The organism is Reyranella sp. (assembly GCF_044224635.1).
GTDB lineage: Bacteria > Pseudomonadota > Alphaproteobacteria > Reyranellales > Reyranellaceae > Reyranella.
The window spans coordinates 121,979-138,850 of the sequence record NZ_JBGAKA010000001.1 but is presented as its reverse complement, the minus strand read 5'-3'; the positions used below and the strand labels follow the sequence as shown (position 1 = coordinate 138,850).

Annotated in this window: 11 protein-coding genes and 1 pseudogene; 3 read left to right on the top strand and 9 right to left on the bottom strand. The window is 66.6% G+C overall.

Going from position 1 to position 16,872, the window contains the following annotated elements:
- Positions 1-150 precede the first annotated feature (150 nt).
- Complete coding sequence (locus tag ACILR9_RS00610) at positions 151-1,365, bottom strand: hypothetical protein (RefSeq protein ID WP_395707931.1); 1,215 nt, start codon at positions 1,363-1,365, stop codon at positions 151-153.
- Between the two features lie 122 nt (positions 1,366-1,487).
- Positions 1,488-1,676, bottom strand: a complete 189-nt coding sequence (locus ACILR9_RS00605) for a hypothetical protein (RefSeq protein WP_395707930.1) — start codon at positions 1,674-1,676, stop codon at positions 1,488-1,490.
- A 387-nt stretch (positions 1,677-2,063) separates the two neighbouring features.
- On the opposite strand from ACILR9_RS00605, the gene ACILR9_RS00600 reads away from it, so the two are divergent.
- Positions 2,064-5,957: a type VI secretion system tube protein Hcp gene (locus tag ACILR9_RS00600; RefSeq protein ID WP_395707929.1), complete on the top strand. Its 3,894-nt coding sequence runs from the start codon at positions 2,064-2,066 to the stop codon at positions 5,955-5,957.
- A gap of 515 nt (positions 5,958-6,472) precedes the next feature.
- Positions 6,473-9,640 (top strand): AAA family ATPase, encoded by a 3,168-nt coding sequence (locus tag ACILR9_RS00595; protein ID WP_395707928.1) that lies wholly within the window; start codon positions 6,473-6,475, stop codon positions 9,638-9,640.
- Positions 9,641-9,651: 11 nt separating this feature from the next.
- Here the strand turns inward: ACILR9_RS00595 and ACILR9_RS00590 are convergent, their stop codons facing one another.
- Positions 9,652-10,125 (bottom strand): hypothetical protein, encoded by a 474-nt coding sequence (locus ACILR9_RS00590; protein ID WP_395707927.1) that lies wholly within the window; start codon positions 10,123-10,125, stop codon positions 9,652-9,654.
- Positions 10,126-10,216: 91 nt separating this feature from the next.
- Here ACILR9_RS00590 and ACILR9_RS00585 point away from each other — a divergent pair, with 91 nt between their 5' ends.
- On the top strand, positions 10,217-10,510 hold the full coding sequence (locus tag ACILR9_RS00585; protein WP_395707926.1) for a hypothetical protein: 294 nt from the start codon (positions 10,217-10,219) through the stop codon (positions 10,508-10,510).
- Between the two features lie 200 nt (positions 10,511-10,710).
- Here ACILR9_RS00585 and ACILR9_RS00580 read toward each other — a convergent pair whose 3' ends face one another.
- The 6 genes and pseudogenes from ACILR9_RS00580 to ACILR9_RS00555 all read right to left on the bottom strand — a co-directional run bounded on the left by ACILR9_RS00580 (position 10,711) and on the right by ACILR9_RS00555 (position 16,695).
- Positions 10,711-10,929: a hydantoinase/oxoprolinase family protein gene (locus tag ACILR9_RS00580; RefSeq protein WP_395708174.1), complete on the bottom strand. Its 219-nt coding sequence runs from the start codon at positions 10,927-10,929 to the stop codon at positions 10,711-10,713.
- A 75-nt stretch (positions 10,930-11,004) separates the two neighbouring features.
- Complete coding sequence (locus tag ACILR9_RS00575) at positions 11,005-11,811, bottom strand: enoyl-CoA hydratase (RefSeq protein ID WP_395707925.1); 807 nt, start codon at positions 11,809-11,811, stop codon at positions 11,005-11,007.
- A gap of 37 nt (positions 11,812-11,848) precedes the next feature.
- Positions 11,849-13,054 carry a CaiB/BaiF CoA transferase family protein gene (locus ACILR9_RS00570; protein WP_395707924.1) on the bottom strand — a complete coding sequence of 402 codons (1,206 nt, stop codon included), beginning with the start codon at positions 13,052-13,054 and terminating at the stop codon, positions 11,849-11,851.
- 22 nt (positions 13,055-13,076) lie between these two features.
- Positions 13,077-13,709: pseudogene (locus ACILR9_RS00565) on the bottom strand (CoA transferase).
- Between the two features lie 17 nt (positions 13,710-13,726).
- Positions 13,727-14,944 (bottom strand): iron-containing alcohol dehydrogenase, encoded by a 1,218-nt coding sequence (locus ACILR9_RS00560; RefSeq protein WP_395707923.1) that lies wholly within the window; start codon positions 14,942-14,944, stop codon positions 13,727-13,729.
- 164 nt (positions 14,945-15,108) lie between these two features.
- Positions 15,109-16,695 (bottom strand): ABC transporter substrate-binding protein, encoded by a 1,587-nt coding sequence (locus ACILR9_RS00555; RefSeq protein ID WP_395707922.1) that lies wholly within the window; start codon positions 16,693-16,695, stop codon positions 15,109-15,111.
- Positions 16,696-16,872: the final 177 nt, after the last annotated feature.

Genomic DNA, 16,872 nt, shown 5'->3' with positions numbered 1-16,872 from the left:
CCGATCGCCGAGACCCGGACGGCGCTTGCCCTCAACCCGATCAACACTTTCGTGATCGGTATGCTCGGCTGCATTCTCGGATTGGGCGGCTATCGCGATGAAGCGCTCGATCGGATACCGTTGCAAGGATTACCCTGTGGAGTACGGCCCCTACGTTGGTCGAATCTGAGTATTGAGGACAGAGGCTAATCTGAAGAGAAGGAGCCCGTTGACGACGAGCACTCCTGCAACGAGCAGGGCTGGAATGAGATCCGGCACGAGCATGGAAATACCGAATGCTATTGCCACACAATTCAGCGCCGACTGAGTGACCGCCATTTTCCTGACACCGGAAGGAACGCCGACCGGTGTCGTTGACGGCGTCCCGCCTGGATGCCGCATCGGGAGGTACCGTTGGATCAGAGATGCCCCTCCGCCAATGACATTCAAGAGCCCGACGAATATCTGGATCACTCCTGTCAGAAGCCCTGGGACGACCGATGAGACGACACCCAGTGCAGCGAACGCGAGCCCGACGACTATCAGAGACCACGAGCGCCTCAATTGTCCCAGCGGCGTGTCACCCAACGACATCATCTGGATGGCCATGACCGTCAGCAACAGACCAAGCTGACCATCCGGAGAGAAGGCTAGCAGGCCAAGATTCACAGGAAAGAGCAGCAAGCCGAGAAGGGTGAGGAGGATTCCCAACAGAATCAGTATGGCCACCGACAGAGGCAGAGAGGCCTCCCGAAAGACGCCAAACCACCTCGCCGGATCGGGGCGTTCGCTTTCTCGCGTGTGCGCTTCGAGCGGATAAGAACGTCCGGTCTTCCAGATGCACCACGACAGATAGGCAAAACCAGCTCCATAGAGGACGAGAAGCACTGCGGTCTGCCTACCTGTCGCAATTGCGGGGAACAGCGTTATCGCGCCCAGGATGGTTGTCAGCGCGTAGACGAAAGCACAGGCCGCCGTCAGCTGTCGCAATATCCCGCCAACTCTCATCCACAGCCTTGCCCTCTGCCGCGAGGTGAGCAGCTGCATCAGAAGGCTGAGACCGCCGCCCAAGAGGATCAGGCCGACCGATATGCGAACGACGCCCTCGACGGAGCCGGGGATGAAGCACGCGGTCATCCCGAGGATCGCTGCGCATGTTCCAATTACGATGAGCAGCCATGAGCGGCGGAGATCGCCGAACGGGCTCTTGCCCAGTGTCACGACCTGAAATGAGACAATGACCAGGAAAAGGCCGTATGTGCTGTCCGGATTGTATGGCAGTGCGCCAGCTTGGATCTTGAATAGAAGAAAGCCAAAAAGGAGCATAAAGATCGCAAGAACGAGCAAGATGACAACTTCCAGGGAGAGATCAGGGTCATCTTTCATCTTGCTGTCACTGACCGTGGCGAATTCGAGAAATCTTTCGCTGCGCTCGGTAGCGAGCGATCAGGTGCCGTGATTGGGCCTCCGACCTTGGGTTTCGAACTGCCGCAATGAAGGCGTCTAAGTCAAAACTGCCCGTAGCGCTGATGGCCTGCGCGGATCGTGGAGCGACCCCATCGTCCGGACAGCAGGTACGAGATGAGGCCGTCGGCTTCGTCGCCGTCGAACTGTGCAAGGTGCGACACGCCCAGAACCCGATTGGAGTTGCTGCTGTAGGAGCTCACGAGCACTACCTTGTTGTCGAAGCGCGCCATATCCGCTTCCCCCCGATTGCCGACAAGCAAATTTGGCAGATCGGACAGCCTGGTCCAACATCTGTTGACGCTGGGTCACAACAGGCGTGCGGAGGTGGTCCTGGCTGTCCCTAACCCGCCATCTGGGGGAGCGATCGTATCCTCTGAGCTACCCGATGCACACGCCGACCGCGCGAACGACGGCAACGACCGCCTGATCGACGCCTGGTCGTGCGACGCTGGGTGCGATTTCGTTGGCCGGTCCCTGAAGTCCCTGTCGTAATGAGAGGGCGCGGCTGCAAGTTGCTCCGGCCGCGGAGCGCGTAGGCCCTTCGTTGTGGCGTCCGTGCGAGTACAGGGCGTTCGCGAGGGAGACAGGCTGTGACAGGATACGTGCCCGGACATGCGTTGACCTACACCCTCGCGCTGCACGGCGTCTCGGGCAGCGTGACGGGCGGCAGCCACCCGGGTGCGCTCGCCGTGACGTCTTACGATTTCGAGGTCACCCAGCCGGCGAGCGCGGTCGGCGGCGGATCGGCGAGCGCGGGTCAGTTCGCCCCGCTCTTCGTGTCGGTGGCGGAGGATACCGGGCTCGCGGCCGCGCTGGCGCTGCTGGCGAGCGGCGCGCCTGTCACCGGCGCGACGCTGACGGCCCGCACGACCGGGCTTGCGCCGTACGATGTCTTCACGCTCGACCTCGAGGATTTGGTCGTCACCCGCGTCCGCGATCTGTCGGGGCCCGGCTATTGGTTGACGCTGGACTACCGCGCGTTCGACCTCACGACCAACGGCCGCACGGACGGTGGCCTGATCACGCCCGAGAGCTTCGGCTGGGATCGCGCCGCCAACGCCCCGACCAACGCCATCGGCGACGGCGCGGAGCCCGTCGTCGCGGCAACCCTGCCGGATCGCTATTTCCTGCTGGTCGACGGCGTCGATGGCGGCTCGAGCGATCCGGCGCACAAGGGCTGGTTCGAGGTCGCCGGCTTCTTCTTCGACGCGTCCGCCCCGTGGTCGGCGACCGCCGCGTCGGGCGGCGCCGGCGGACAGCCGACGTTCGGGCCGCTCGAGGTCAGCCTCTTCCCGTACAGCGGCCTCACCGAGCTGCTGCGCCGGACCTCCGACGGCACGCACCTGAAGGGCGTGCGGCTGCAGGGCGTCACGACGGCAGGGACGGCGGTCTACGACCTCAGGCTCTCTGACGTCGTGGTCCAGGCGACGCACGATTCCAGCTTCCCCGGCGAGTCCCTGACGCTCGACTACCGCACGATCGAGCTCAGCACGCGGGGCGAGGTCGGCGGCGTCGGCGTGGAGACCAGCGCTTTCGCTTTAGACCGTGTCACCAACGCCCCGCCGGTCTCGCCTGCGCCGGCGCTCGCGCCCGGCAACGCGCCGGGCGAGGGCACGACGGGCTTCGTCGAGTACACCTACTTCCTGGCCCTCGATGGCGTCGCGGGCAATTCAACGGACATCAGCCATCCCGGCGCGCTGACGGTGGCGGGCTACGAGTTCAAGGCGACCCAGACGGCGGCGGCGGTCGGCGGCGGATCGGCCGGCGTCTCGAGCTTCGCGCCGCTCGTCGTCACCGTGACCAACGACGCCGCGCTGGCAAGAGTCCTGTCGCTGCTGATCAGCGGACAGACTGTCAGCGGCGCCACCCTGACGGCCCGCATGCCCGGCGCACAGCCCCTCGACGTCTACAAGCTCGACCTCGAGGACGTCACCGTCACCGCGGTGGAGACCTGGGATTTTGGCAACGCGTTCTATCGGGTGACACTCGGCTACAAGGAGTTCGACGTCACCACCACCGCACGGACCGCGACGGGCACACCGGCCACCGAGGGCACGTTCGGCTGGAACACGCTCGCCGCAATCCCCGCAGACGCGATCGGCGACGGCGCGGAGGCGACTGCGCCCGGGTTGCCGCCGTTGACCTATTTCCTCCTGGTCGACGGCATCGACGGCGGCTCGACCGATGTGCGCCACCCGGGCTGGTTCGACGTCAGCGAGTTCTCAATCGACTGGTCGCGCACCGCCGCCGGCGCCATGGACTTCGAGACCTTGTCCGTCAACCTCGCTCAACTGGGCGGCCTGCCCGCCCTGCAGCACATCCTCGCCAGCGGGACGCATCTGCGCGGCGTGCGCCTGGAAGGAATGTCGGCGGGCGCCAATCCGCTGGCTCTGTACGATCTCACCCTGTCCGACGTGATCGTACGTCGCGTCAGCGAAGCCTACAACCGCGACTCCGTCGCGTTCGATTATGCCAGCTTCGAGCTGATCACCCGCGGCCAGAACAACTTTGGGGCCGTCGTGCAGACCGGCGCCATCGGCTTCGACCGGGCGACCGGGACGGCCTTCACGCCCACCGGCCTGCCATCACTCGCGCCCGGCAGCGCACCGGGCGACGGCACGCCACGACCGAGCAGCTTCGCGCGCTCGCATCTGATCGTGAGCGGCGTGTCCGGCGACGTCACCGACGCGGACCATCCCGGCGCCTTGCCGGTGTTCAGCTACAGCTTCGAGGCGACGCAGAGCGGGACGGCCGTGAGCTTCGGCGGCGGCGGCGCAGGCGTTCCCACCTTTGGCCCGCTGACGCTCCAGGTCACCCACGATACCGGCCTGGCGCGCTTTCTGTCGCTGCTGGCGAGCGGCCAGCACGTGCCGGCGGCGAGCCTGATGGTGCCAGCCGAAAACGGCCCGCCGCACGACGCCGTCAGGCTCGACCTCGGCGACGTTTCGGTCCTCGTCGTCGAGGACCTGGTGTTCAGCGGCTACAAGCTCACCCTGGGATATCGGCAGATCGAGGTCACGACCACCGGACTGGCCGGACAGTCGGTGCCGGTGACGACCGGCAGCTTTGGCTGGGATACCCTGGTCGGCACGACCGTGAGCGTGCCCGGCGACGGCGCGGAGCCGGTGGTGGCGGAGACGGTTCCCGGGCGCCTCTTCCTGGTCGTCGACGGCGTCGACGGCGGCTCGACCGACCCGGGCCATGCCGGCTGGTTCACCGTGGTCGGCCAGGAGCTGAAGACATCGCGGGCTGCCGGGACCGGTGCGCCGACGTTCGGAACGCTCAGCGTGACCTTCGACCAGGATACCGGCCTGACCGGTCTGCTGCAGCGGGCGGCGGCGGGAACGCATCTCAAGGGCGTCAGGCTGGAAGGCCTCGCCAACGATATCGCGGTCTATGACCTCACGCTGTCGAACGTGCTGGTGAAGCGGGTCACGGAGGAAAGCGACCGCGCCTATACGGTCGAGCTCGACTATTCGCGCATCGAGCTCATCACTAGTGGGCCGGCGAGCATCGGCGGCACGGTACAGACCAGCGCCTTCGGCTTCGATGTCGCGAGCGGCACGGCGTTCACGCCGACCGGCCTGCCGCCGTTGTCGCCGTTCAGCGTCGTCGCCCACGACGATTCCTATGTCGTCCTGCAAGGCGAGGCGCTGTCGATTGCGGCGACGCTGGGCGTGCTGGCCAACGACGATGTGTCGGCCGGCGCGACGGTCTCGCTGCAGGCGGCGCCGCTCCACGGCACCCTGCAGCTGGCGGCCAACGGCGGCTTCTCCTACACGCCGACGGCGGGCTCCTCCGGCATCGACAGCTTCGCCTACCGGGTCGCGTCGGGCGCGGGACCGACCAGCGACGGCGTGGTGACGGTCCAGGTGGTGCCGGTGATGAGCGGGGATGCGACATCGACGCTCGGGCTCGTTTCGCTGTCCGCCGAGCAGCAGATCGCCTCGACCTATATCGCTTTCTTCGGCCGCGCCGCGGATGCGGGGGGCTTCGGCTTCTGGGTCGGTGAGTTCAACCGCAGCCTGCCGGTCCAGGGGCCGGCGGCGCTGTTCGCGAACATCGCGAGCTCGTTCGGCATCAGCAGCGAGGCCAGGGCACTTTATCCTTTCCTAGCCAACCCGTTCGGGGCCAGCGATGCGCAGATCTCCGCCTTCCTCGACACGGTGTATGACAATCTGTTCAATCGCTCGCCGGATGCAGGTGGCCTCGCCTACTGGACCGGTCAGGTGCGGGCGACACTGGCGGCCGGCCAGTTCGTCGGTTCGGTGCTGGTCAACATCATGAGCGGGGCGCAGGACACCGCCGCCGGCCCGGACATCACGACCCTGATGGGCAAGGTGGCCGTGAGCCTCGCCTACGTGCAGGAGCAGGTGGAGCACGGCACGGTGTGGGCCGGCGCGAGCGACGTGGCGGCGGCCACCAGCCTCCTGCACGGCGTGACCAGCGATCCGTCGAGTGTGCTGATCGGCATCAGGCATGCCGAATTCCTCATTTCGAACCACGCCTGAACACGCGCTCATCTCGGCGAAAAGCCGCGCCGACGCCGATGCCCTGTGCGCCCGCCTGCGCGCCGCCGGCGGCGCCTGCATCGTGCTCAGCGACCCAGCTTACTGGCATCGCACGCAGCACGATCGGACGAGGCCTGAAGGACCTCGACAGGGAAGCGGCGGAATGGCCTCACGGCCTGATCCGTCGAGACTCGGTTGCGCCAGCAAGCCACTGTGTTGTCATCTGCGCGACAAACCATCCTGAGCTTCTCGATCGCGCGGTGTCGACCGCATTGTGATGGAGGGCGACCAGGCCGACGTCGAAGGCAACTGGCTGAAGACCCTCGCGCTCGGGGCCGGCCCTGTGTTCGCGCTGAAAAGTTCGAGGTTCTCATAGGATGAGTTGATTTTCTCAGCCGCAGCCAGCTCCCGGATGGTGCCGTAGGCGCCTGACTTACGCTCCGCCAGGTAGGCGCGGTCAAAGCGGCGGCCTACCCGGGTCGCAAGGGCAGCGGCCGGCAGCTATAGTCGCGGCTATGGCCGCATCGCTGGTCTGCTCAAGCTGTGGCACCCCGAATCCGGCGAACAATCGGTTCTGCGGAAACTGCGGCACGCCAACGGGCGTCGCCGCTCCCGCATTTGGCACGGCTGGTGCAACACCGGAGCGGGAAGGCGGCGAACGTCGCCGCGTCGTGCTGATGTTCTCTGACGTCGCTTCCTCAACCGAGATCGCTGGCCGACTCGACCCTGAGGAATGGCGGGACCTTCTGGCCGAATATCATCACATCGTGGCGGACGCGGTCGCCGCGTTGGGCGGGTTTGTCGCCAAGTATCTCGGCGACGGTGTGATTGCCTACTTCGGCTGGCCGGTAGCCCACGAGAACGACGGCGAGCGGGCCGTCCTGGCCGGCCGCACCATCCTCGACCGGATTGCAGCCCAAAACCACGGCGGCGCTGAAGGTGGCCAAGAATTGCTGGGCGTCCGCATCGGCTTGCACGCCGGCGAGGTGGTAATCAGCCGCTCTGGTGACGTTTACGGCGAGGCACCGAACATCGCCGCACGCGTCCAGAGCGTCGCCGAAATCGACAGTATCGTGATGACCGATACAGTCTTCCGATCTCTGGCCGGCCGCATCGTGACTGAGCCTTTAGGCGAGCACACTCTGAGGGGCATCGAAAGGCCGATCCGGCTTCACCGTCTCGCGCGCCGCGGCAGCCCGATTCGTCAGGTACTGCATGCTCCCCCGGCGACGCGTTTCGTAGGCCGACAACGCGAGCTGGGTACACTTCTGGAGCTCTGGGATCGCGCGCGAAGCGGCAGCGGGCAGTTCGTGGTCGTCACGGGCGAGGCGGGCCTTGGCAAATCCCGGCTGGTCGGGGAATTCCGAGCGCGGACTTCGGGTCAGGGGCATGTCTGGCTCGCGGCGTCGTGTTCGGATCTGTTCAGCAGCACGCCTCTTTATCCAATCGTCCGCCTCCTGGAACGCCTGATCGGAAGCACGGCGGACGTCCAGCCGGACGAGACCAGGCGGCGTCTGGGTCGGATGCTTGCTTCGGCCAAGGTCGAGTTGGCCGACGCTGCGGATGTGATTGCGGACCTGCTTGCGTCAGTGCGCATCGGCGGCGGGCCACTTGCCTCGCAGGCCATCAAACGTCGGAACCTGCAGCTTCGTGCACTCTTGGATTGGGTGATCGCCGGCGCGAGACGCCGACCCGTCGTACTCATCCTTGAGGATCTGCATTGGGCGGATCCGTCGACGCTGGAGCTACTCGAGCTGCTGGCCACACGTGTACAGGATGCGCCGTTGCTTGTGGTCGCCACCGCTCGGTCGGGATTTCGAGTGTCCTGGCAGAAGGGTGCCGCACCGGAGCAAATCGTCCTGGAGCGCCTGGGCCGGGACGAGATTCGTGAGATCGCACAGGGTGCTACGGCGGACGCGCTCCTCGCCGAAGACGTCGTCGAGACGATCGTGAACCGTGCGTCGGGCGTCCCCCTGTTCGCCGAGGAACTCGCGCGCCTGATTGAAGCACGTCCAGGGATAAGCGGCCGAAGCGAGATTCCCGAGACGATCGCGGCATCGCTCAACGCCCGCCTCGATAGACTGGGGCCGGCACGCGAGGTCGCCCAGATCGCCGCTGTGATCGGTGACGATTTTTCACTGCCGCTTCTCGCTGCCGTGGCCGCACGTCCGGTCGGTGACCTCAGCCCGCTGCTCGACCGTCTCGTTGCCGCGGATGTCCTGAGCGTCAAGGAAACCTCGGCTGGGAATGTCATGACGTTCCGTCACTCGCTGATAAGGGACTCTGCTTACGAAACGCTCCTCCGCAGTCGCCGCCGCGACCTGCATGAACGCGCAGCCGACATCATCCTCGAGGCGTTCCAGGCCATGGCGACCGCGCATCCGGAAATCATTGCGCGGCACTATTCCGCTGCGGCGCGGAACGATCGCGCCGTCCCGGCCTGGCAAACCGTGGCGACCGTCGCTGAAGCGCGCGGTGCATACCGCGAAGCGGAGGAGGCGTATCAGCAGGCCCTGTCCAATCTCCTGGCGCAACCGCATACCCGAGACCGCGACTTGCAGCAGGTCAGGCTGCAGAACGACTACGTCTACGTGCTTCACCTGACCCGGGGTTACTCGGCGTCGAGGACTGCCGAAGCCATCGAGCAGGCGAAGCAGCTGGTCGATCGCATTGGCGGCGTCGAGCAATCGATGCCGCAAGTCGCGTCCCAGTGGGCGGCGGCGTCAAGCGCGGGCAAGTACGTTGCGGCGAGCCAGATTGCCGACCAGTTCCTGGCCCTGGCCAGACACCAAGGTAGCGAAGACAGCCTAGCCAACGCGCACATGATCCAGATGACATCGCGCCATCGCCGGGGCGACCTAGTCGGCGCCGAGGAGCATTTTCGCCAAGGCCAGCCGCTGTTTGCGCAAGCGAGCTTCATGCGGCGCCCCGGTGCGGCTGCGCAGGCCTTCGGCAATGCCAGTCTCAACGCTTGGACGCTGGGACATGCTGACGAGGCACGACGTCGGATGGCCCACGCGGTCAAAGTCGCCGCTAGTAACAGCCCCTATGACGTGACGTTTTCGAAGTCGATGGCCGCGGTGCTTGCCGTCCTTCTGCGCGACGACGCCAGAGCCGACGGTCTCGCCCGACAGTCGCTGGAAATGGCAGAAAGCCACCAGTTCCCGCAATTCGCAGCGATCTCTCGCATCGCGCTGGGCCGCGCACAGGCCGGGCTGGGGAGTACGTCGGAAGGAATCGATCACATTAGTCGGGGCCTTGGCGCCATGACCGCGACCGGGTCACGCGTGGCGATGACCCGCTACGTCGCTTGGCTTGCGGAAGCCCACGCGTTGAAGGGTGATCCGACGCAGGCAATGCAGGCCATCGAGCGCGCCCTAACGATCAATCCCGAGGAATTGTTCTTCCAGCCGGAACTGGTGCGCCTGCGCGGCGAGTTCTGGGCGATGATGGACCGGTTTGACCATGCCGAGGCGGATTTCCGAACGGCGATTACGATCGCGTCCAGGATGGATGCGGTTTGTCTTCACCTGCGAGCCGCTGTCAGCCTGCACAGGTTGCTCGTCCGGCGGGGCGGTCAGGGCGCGGCCAGCCTCGTCAGGTCAATTCGCGCTGTCATACGTGAAGGGCATGACACGCAGGATGCGCGGGACGCGTCGGAGATTGTCGGCGCCCCTGCGTAGCTTCGCCGGTCCTAGGCAAGCCGTATTGCCTCACCGCTCACAAGCTCTTCAACAGGTGCGCCTCCACCAGTCTGAGGAGCGGTCGAAATCAGCCAAAATGAGGCGCCTGAGTTGCTGGTCGCGACGACGGCGAATGTATCCTTGTTGACGACCGTGCCATGAAACTTGAAATCGATCGTTACGGTTCCGACTCCATAGGAATTGATCGAATAGGTGCCGACCAGATCGAATCTCCGGCTCCCGAAGGCGCCGTGATCCATTCCATCCATGCCGCCGGTAATAGGGCAGATCGTCGAGACCTGGCCGCCTGTCAGATGGCCCGCGCCGTCCAAGGTAAGGCGGCCGATGCCAATTAGATGGAACGCATTCTTGCCAGGAGCTAACCGGCGTCCAAAGCCCTGGAAGCGAAATGAATACTCGCCCGAAAAATCTGCGACCCGGAATCTATGTCGCTTTGCGCCAACCCTTTGTGCCTTGCGTGCCATTCGTGCCTCCGGGGTTCCTTGCACGCTTGATTAGTAGCATCTATAGTGAAGATTGCAATCTAAAGAGTATCTGACTCAAGAGGAGAGCTCGATGGCAACGCGCAAGAGGGACATGCCAATACCCGATCCGTTGCAGTTTCTTGTGCAACGACCGCTTTGCGAATACCCGGATATGGCGCGGTTCATCGTAAGCCTCGGACTGGATCGTGACAGCCGGGACTTCTTGCTGGCCCGGGTTCATGCCTTCGAGCACGAACTGCTCGCGAGTGGGTTCAGGTTCTATTCCCAAGTCTCGCGCAAGCGGGGGGCTCAAGTATTGGACAAGGCGTTTGAGGTTCTTGCGCTCGAGTACGCCAAGTCAAAGCGACTGAAGCGTAGCGGCTAGGAACTCCCATTGCCATTTCGAAGAGGTGTTCCAGGCTTTCGAAGCGAAAGGCGTCGAGCGCGAGCCCGTGGTGCTCTCCCGGACGCGCCTCGGGTCCGGCCAGCTCAACGTTCGGAAGACCGACCGCGATCCTGGTCCCGGACCGGCGCGAGCGAGCGGACAGCCAGGAACTGGTTGTCAGGGAAGTGCGGTTCGAGCGGTCAGCACCTCGTCGCGCTGCTTGGACAAGCCAGGGCGCCGTCGCGGTCGAGCTTGTGCGCGCCACCGAGGAAGTTGTCCTTGTCGAGATAGCCCAGCACGAGATTGGCATCCGTCACCGTGGGTTCCGTGCCGCCCTGGCCATAGGCGACCGGCCCCGGAGCGGCTCCGGCGCTGCGCGGGCCGACCTGCAACGTGCCGCCAGCCCCGACATGGCCGATCGACCCTTCACGGTCGTGCAGCGACGTCCCTTCTCGCCTCGCTCCAACAGGCCGAGCTCGATCAGGTCGGCGACGTCAACGTCCGGTGAACCTGGGCGGCCGCTTCTCGGCGAAGGCGCGAGCGGCTTCCTTATGATCCTCGGTCTCGCGGAGCTGCATCAGGTTGGCGCTTTCGGTGTCGAGGCATTCGGCGAAGCTGGCATTCATCGCCCGATTGAGATTGTCCTTGATGTGACGGTGGGCGAGGCGCGGGCCTGTCGCCAGGCGTTGGGCGATCTCCATCGCCTTGGCCGCGAGCTCGGCGGCCGGCACGACCCAGTTCACCAGCCCGAGCCGCAGGGCCTCCTTCATGTCGATGCGGTCGCCCAGCAGGTAGAGCTCGCGGGCCTTGGCCGGGCCGACCAGTTGGGTAAGGAGGTACGTGCCGCCGTAGTCGCCCGACAGGCCGATCTTCACGAAGGCCGTGCTCATGATCGCCGTCTCGGCGGCGATGCGCATGTCGCAGGCGAGCGCCATCGACAGGCCGGCACCGGCGGCGGCGCCGGGCAGGGCGGCGATCGTCGGCTTGCCCATCTCGAACAGCCGCAGCGACGTCCGCCGCTGCGACTGGCGCTGCGCTTCCATGCGCCGGAGCTGGTCGATCGGCTGGCCGGCGGCATGGCCGCGCGCCATGTTCTTCACGTCGCCGCCGGCGCAGAAGGCGCCGTCCGCGCCGGTCAGCAGGACGCAGCCGACCTCGCGATCGAGCTCGGCCGCCGCGAGCTCCTCGCCGAGCCGGGCCTGCATCTCCTGGGTCAGGGCATTGCGTTGGGCCGGGCGATTGAAGGTCAGCACCAGGACGCCGCCCTCGCGCCGCACCAGAAGATCGTCGGTGTCCGTCATCGTTTCCTCGTTTCGTTTCGCTCTTGGTCGTCCGGGCTCAGCCGCGGCGCTCGGGGAAAGCGATGCGCTTGGCGGCCATCCCGTCGATCTCCGCCTGGCTGTACCCTGCCTCGGCCAGGATTTCGATCGTATGTTGGCCGAGTCGGGGTGCAAATCGATCGGTCGGCGGCGGCGTCTCCGACCAGGTGCTGGGCTCGCGCATGGTCCGGATCCGGCCCTCGGACGGGTGCTCGCGGAACTGGAAGAAGTCGCGATCCTGGAGGTGCGGGTCCTCCAGCAGCGTCTCCAGCGTATGCGGCACCATGCAGGGGATGTCGGCGTCGTGCAGGAGCTTCAGCCAGTTGGCGGTCGGCCGGGTCTTCAGCTCGTCGGCGATCATGTCGTACAGGGCATCGATGTTCGCGGTGCGGGCCGTGATGTCGGCGAAGCGCGGATCGTCAACGAAGATGTGTCCCTTGCCGACCGCCTGGAAGAAACGCCGCCACTGGCCGTCATTGTAGGGCAGCACCGCCAGGAAGCCATCCTGGGTCGCATAGGGCCGGCGCGAGCGCGACAAGGTGCGGGCATAGCCCGGCGCGCTGGTCGGCGGATCGAAGGTCGCGCCCTGCATGTGCTCGGACAGCACGAACTGCACCATCGTCTCGAACATCGGCACCTCGATCTTCTGGCCGATGCCCGAGCGCGCCTTGGCCAGCAGCCCGGCCAGCAAGGCGTTGGCCGCCGCCGTGCCGACGATGCGGTCGATGGCCGCCATCGGGATGAAGCGCGGCTCCCCGGTCGAGCGCTGCAGCAGCATCGGGATCGCCGAGGCCGCCTGGATCAGGTCGTCGTAGGCCGGCCGCCCGGCATAGCGGCCGCCGCTGCCGTATCCCACCATCCCGAGATAGACGATCGAGGCGTTGGCGGCGCGAACCGCCTCGTAGCCGAGCCCCAGTCGCTCGAGAGCGGCCGGCCGGATATTGGAGACGAAGGCGTCTGCGCCGCCCGCCAGGCGCAGGATCGCCTCCCGCGCCTCGGCCTGCTTGAGATCGAGCACGATCGATCGCTTGCCGCGCGCGTTGTGCTGGAAGCCGCCGCTCATGCCGCGGTTGCGGGCGTTGGCGCCATAGCGGCTGGAATCGCCCTCCGGCGCCTCGACCTTGATCACCTCGGCGCCCAGGTCGGCGACGATGCGGGTGCACCAGGGCCCCATCTGGACGGTGGTGAGGTCGAGGATGCGCAGGCCGCCGAGGGGTCCGGTCATCACGCTTGCACTCCCTTGCATGTCAGACGAGGGCACCGCAGGCGCGCAGCGCCGCGACCTCGGCGGGGCTGAAACCCCAATCGCCGAGCGCATCGTCGGCCTGTTGCCCGGCCGATCCGGCGGAATGCCGGATCTCCGGCCGGGTGCGGCTGAAGCGCGGCGCGGGTGCCGGCTGGACGACACCGTCCAGCTCGAGGAAGGTGCCGCGCGCCTTCATGTGCGGATGCTGCGGCGCCTCGGCCATCGACAGCACCGGCGCGACGCAGACCTCGGCACCCGTCATGATCTCGCACCAGGCCATAGACCAGCTTCGGGTTGAGCCGCAGGCATTCGTCCGGGCCGATCCCCAGGCGCTCCGCGACGCCGGGCCGGAAGCCTTCGATGACGGCGTCGAGCGCGCGATCAGTCGCTCGACCGCGTCGATGGCGCGCCGGTTCTTCAGGTCCATCGCGACGGCGCGGCGGCCCCGATTGAGCAGCTGGTGGCGCGCCTCGAGCCCCTTGACGCCGTCGGCCCGCCGACGGTTGATGCCGTCGGCCCGCCGACGGGCGATGCGCAGCACGTCGGCGCCCATCTCGGAGAGCAGCATGGACGCGAAAGGACCGGGCCCGATCCCCCCGAGCTCGACGATTCGCAGGCCGGCCAGCGGTCCCATCCATATCTCCCCGCCCGTCAGTAGGCCGCGTCGAGCAGCCGAAGCGCGTCGGCGATCTGGGCGTCCCGCGAGCGGACGCCGGCATTGGCGTTGAAGTTCTTCACCGTCTCGGCGGCGAGCTTCGGGAAATCCTCGCGCGGAATGTCGAGCTGACGCACGCGCGTCGGCATGCCGAGCCTCGTGTAGAGCCCGTCGAGCCGGTCAGCCACCGCGAGCGCGGCGTCGCGCGCCGCCATGCCGTCGCGCCAGACTTCGAGCGCCCTCGCCACTTTCTCCGCCGCCGGCGGGTCGACCGTGTCCGACAGCCTGATCCGGGCCGCATGGATGGCCGAGGTCGATTCGCCCTGACCGATCCGCGGATAGCGAATGTGGATTGCCGTCGAGATCGCATAGTTGCCGGCGAAGGTCCGGCCGCGCAGGAGCCTGCTCATCCCGTCGTCCTCGGCGCGGTTGCGCAGGAAGGCGGCGATGCCGAGATCGATCAGCAGGGCAGCATTGTGCGGCTCGTCGGGCAGGCGCCGGCAGGCGCGATAGGCCAGCCGGAACGCCTGGTCGTCGTCGCCCTCGACCAACGGGTTGGAATCGAGCTGGCCCTTCGCGGCAACCGAGCCCGCGAACACCGTCGCCGCCGTCGAGCGGATCAGGTGCGGCGGCGTGGCGAGCAGCGCCTGCTCGTCGAGAAAGATCGAGTGGGGGCGCGTCTTGGGATCGAAATACTCCATGCGATGATCGAGGTCGGGATTCTTGAGCGCCGTTCCCGCCCGATTCATCGCGCTGTTCGGTGTCGTCGGCACGTTGATGATCGGCGGCTTGGCGGCCATCAGGCGCGGGCTGTAGGCTGGCCGGCCTTCCGGATACTGCGTCATGATCTGGAACGGGTCGCCCGGCTCGGCCACGAAGATGGCGACGCCGCGCGCCGCCATGATGACGCTGCCGCCGCCGACCGCGATCAGCAGATCGGCACCTGCCGCGACGGCCGCTTCGGTGCCCGCCCGCACCGAGGCGTAGGTGGCATCGTTCTCGACGGCATCGAACACGCCGGCGTGGAGGTCGCCCAGGGCGGCGGCGATGCGCGCGACGGTATCCGTCCGCCGGGTGATCGAGGGCGAGCAGATGACGAAGGCGCGCTTGGCGCCGGCGCGGCTCACCGCATCCCGGAGATTCTCCTCCAGGACCTCGCGGCCGCAATAGAGGCGCCACGGGAATCCCGCTGCCTTGAATCCGTTCGCGCTCATTGGCTTTCCTCCGTGCTCGGCGATCTTGGGCGGGCTGAGGCATAGGGTCCAGAGGCTGGGCGCCAGGTGGGAGAAGGTCTTCCGGGCGACAGGGAGCCGGACGGAACGGGCGCCCGCGATCGTCGTGCCGGATCGTCGGCCGTGCCCACGCGTGCGGTCCCGCGTCAGCGATCGAGCCAGACGTCCTCGTAGCGCCAGCCGTTGTAGATGCTGTTCACCATGATGGTCATGCCCTTGACGTACGGCTGCTGACAGGCGGCGGCCACCGGATGGGTGATGATCGGGCGGACGACGTCCCCGGCCAGCTTGCGCTCGATCTCGCGCACGATACCGCGCCGCCGCTCGACGTCGCGCTCGCGCGACTGGGCGACGATCAGGGCGGTGAGCGCCGGGCTGCAGTAGCCATTGAAGTTGCGCGGCGCGCCGCAGCCGTAGTTCTCGGCATAGTGCTGGTCGGGGTCGTCGAGCGAGCTGCCCGTGGCATTGACCACCACCGTGTATTTCTTCTGGTAGAGACGATTGAAATAGACGCCGCTCTCGATCGTCTCGAGCTCGCCATCGATGTGGATCTGTCGCAGGTGGTCGATCAGGATCACGGACTGGTCGGTGTAGGAGGCGGTGTTGCGCGTGCTGACCTTGATCTTGAGCCGCTTGTCGGGGCCGTAGCCCGCCTCGCGCATCAGGGCGCGCGCCTTCTCGCGCGCCGCGGCGATGTCGCCGCCGTAGCCCGGCAGGTCGTTCAGGGCGTCGGCACCGACGCCCCAGACGCCGGCCGGCGGCGGCAGCATGGAGCCGCCGATCAGGTCCTTGCCCTCGCTGACGATGTCGGCGACCGCCTTGCGGTCGATGGTGAGCGCGAGGGCGGTGCGCAGGCGGGCGTCATCGAACGGCGCGACGTCGCGATTGATGATCACGTTGTAGGTAACGCCGAGCGGCCGCAGGGTGCACTGCGCCGCCGGCACCTCCTTCACCAGGCTGTTGAGCAGCGGCACGGTCACCTCGGACGGGAAGGTCATGTCGGCACGGCCGGCAGTGAAGGCCAACATGCGCGTTGCGCGGCTGGCGATGATCGAGTGCTCGATGGCGTCGACATAGGGCCGGCCGGGCTTCCAGTAGTCGCGGTTCTTCTCCAGCCGCACGCGCTCGTTGCTCTTCAGCTCGACGAACTTGAACGGACCGGTGCCGATCGGATGGCGGCGCATCTGCGGCGGCGGCACGTGGCAGGGATAGATCGCCGACCAGCCGGCGGCCAGGAACGCGAGCAGCGAGGGCTGCGGCGCCTTGAGGTGGAAGGTGACCTGGAACTCGTTGTCGACGCTCACCCGCTCGACGTTCTCGTACCAGATGCCGCGCGGATTCTGGCGCAGCTTCTGCTCGCCCTTGCCGAGCAGCAAGTCGAAGGTGCAGCCGACATCGGCGGCGGTAAACGGCTTGCCGTCGTGCCAGCGCACGCCGCGGCGCAGCGCGAAGCGCAGCTGCAGGCCGTCGTCGCTGACCGTCCAGCCGGTGGCGAGCTCGGGCCGAATGCTGTCGAAGGTGTTGCGTGCCACCGACTGGTCGTAGATCACCAGGTTGTTGAACACCGCCATCAGCGGCACGACGACCGACGCGGTGATTTCCTCGTGCAGCGACGCGCTGGGTGGGTTGTCTCCGAGCAGGCCGCGCAGGGTGCCGCCCGACTTCTGGGCGTGGGCCGCCGCCGCCAGCAGGATCAGGGGAATCGAGACGATGGCTGCTCGAAGGCGCATCATGATGTTCTCTGCCTATCCGGGATGTCGCGCCAAGCGTGGTGGATCGAGCGGCAGTGAACAACGGCGTCCTCGGGCAGCGTCCTGTCTTGCGAAATGCAGGCCGCGCCATGCGAACCTGTCTCACGGATTCAGCGGGCGTGCCGCGACCGCGCGAGCGACAAGTCCAGCCCTGCCCGA

What these genes read in the sequence shown, in the direction of transcription:
- ACILR9_RS00575 (WP_395707925.1), bottom strand. Translation starts at nt 11,811, where the DNA reads ATGACGGACACCGACGATCTTCTGGTGCGGCGCGAGGGCGGCGTCCTG.
- ACILR9_RS00595 (WP_395707928.1), top strand. Translation starts at nt 6,473, where the DNA reads ATGGCCGCATCGCTGGTCTGCTCAAGCTGTGGCACCCCGAATCCGGCG.
- ACILR9_RS00605 (WP_395707930.1), bottom strand. Translation starts at nt 1,676, where the DNA reads ATGGCGCGCTTCGACAACAAGGTAGTGCTCGTGAGCTCCTACAGCAGC.
- ACILR9_RS00610 (WP_395707931.1), bottom strand. Translation starts at nt 1,365, where the DNA reads ATGAAAGATGACCCTGATCTCTCCCTGGAAGTTGTCATCTTGCTCGTT.
- ACILR9_RS00585 (WP_395707926.1), top strand. Translation starts at nt 10,217, where the DNA reads ATGGCAACGCGCAAGAGGGACATGCCAATACCCGATCCGTTGCAGTTT.
- ACILR9_RS00590 (WP_395707927.1), bottom strand. Translation starts at nt 10,125, where the DNA reads ATGGCACGCAAGGCACAAAGGGTTGGCGCAAAGCGACATAGATTCCGG.
- ACILR9_RS00570 (WP_395707924.1), bottom strand. Translation starts at nt 13,054, where the DNA reads ATGACCGGACCCCTCGGCGGCCTGCGCATCCTCGACCTCACCACCGTC.
- ACILR9_RS00555 (WP_395707922.1), bottom strand. Translation starts at nt 16,695, where the DNA reads ATGATGCGCCTTCGAGCAGCCATCGTCTCGATTCCCCTGATCCTGCTG.
- ACILR9_RS00560 (WP_395707923.1), bottom strand. Translation starts at nt 14,944, where the DNA reads ATGAGCGCGAACGGATTCAAGGCAGCGGGATTCCCGTGGCGCCTCTAT.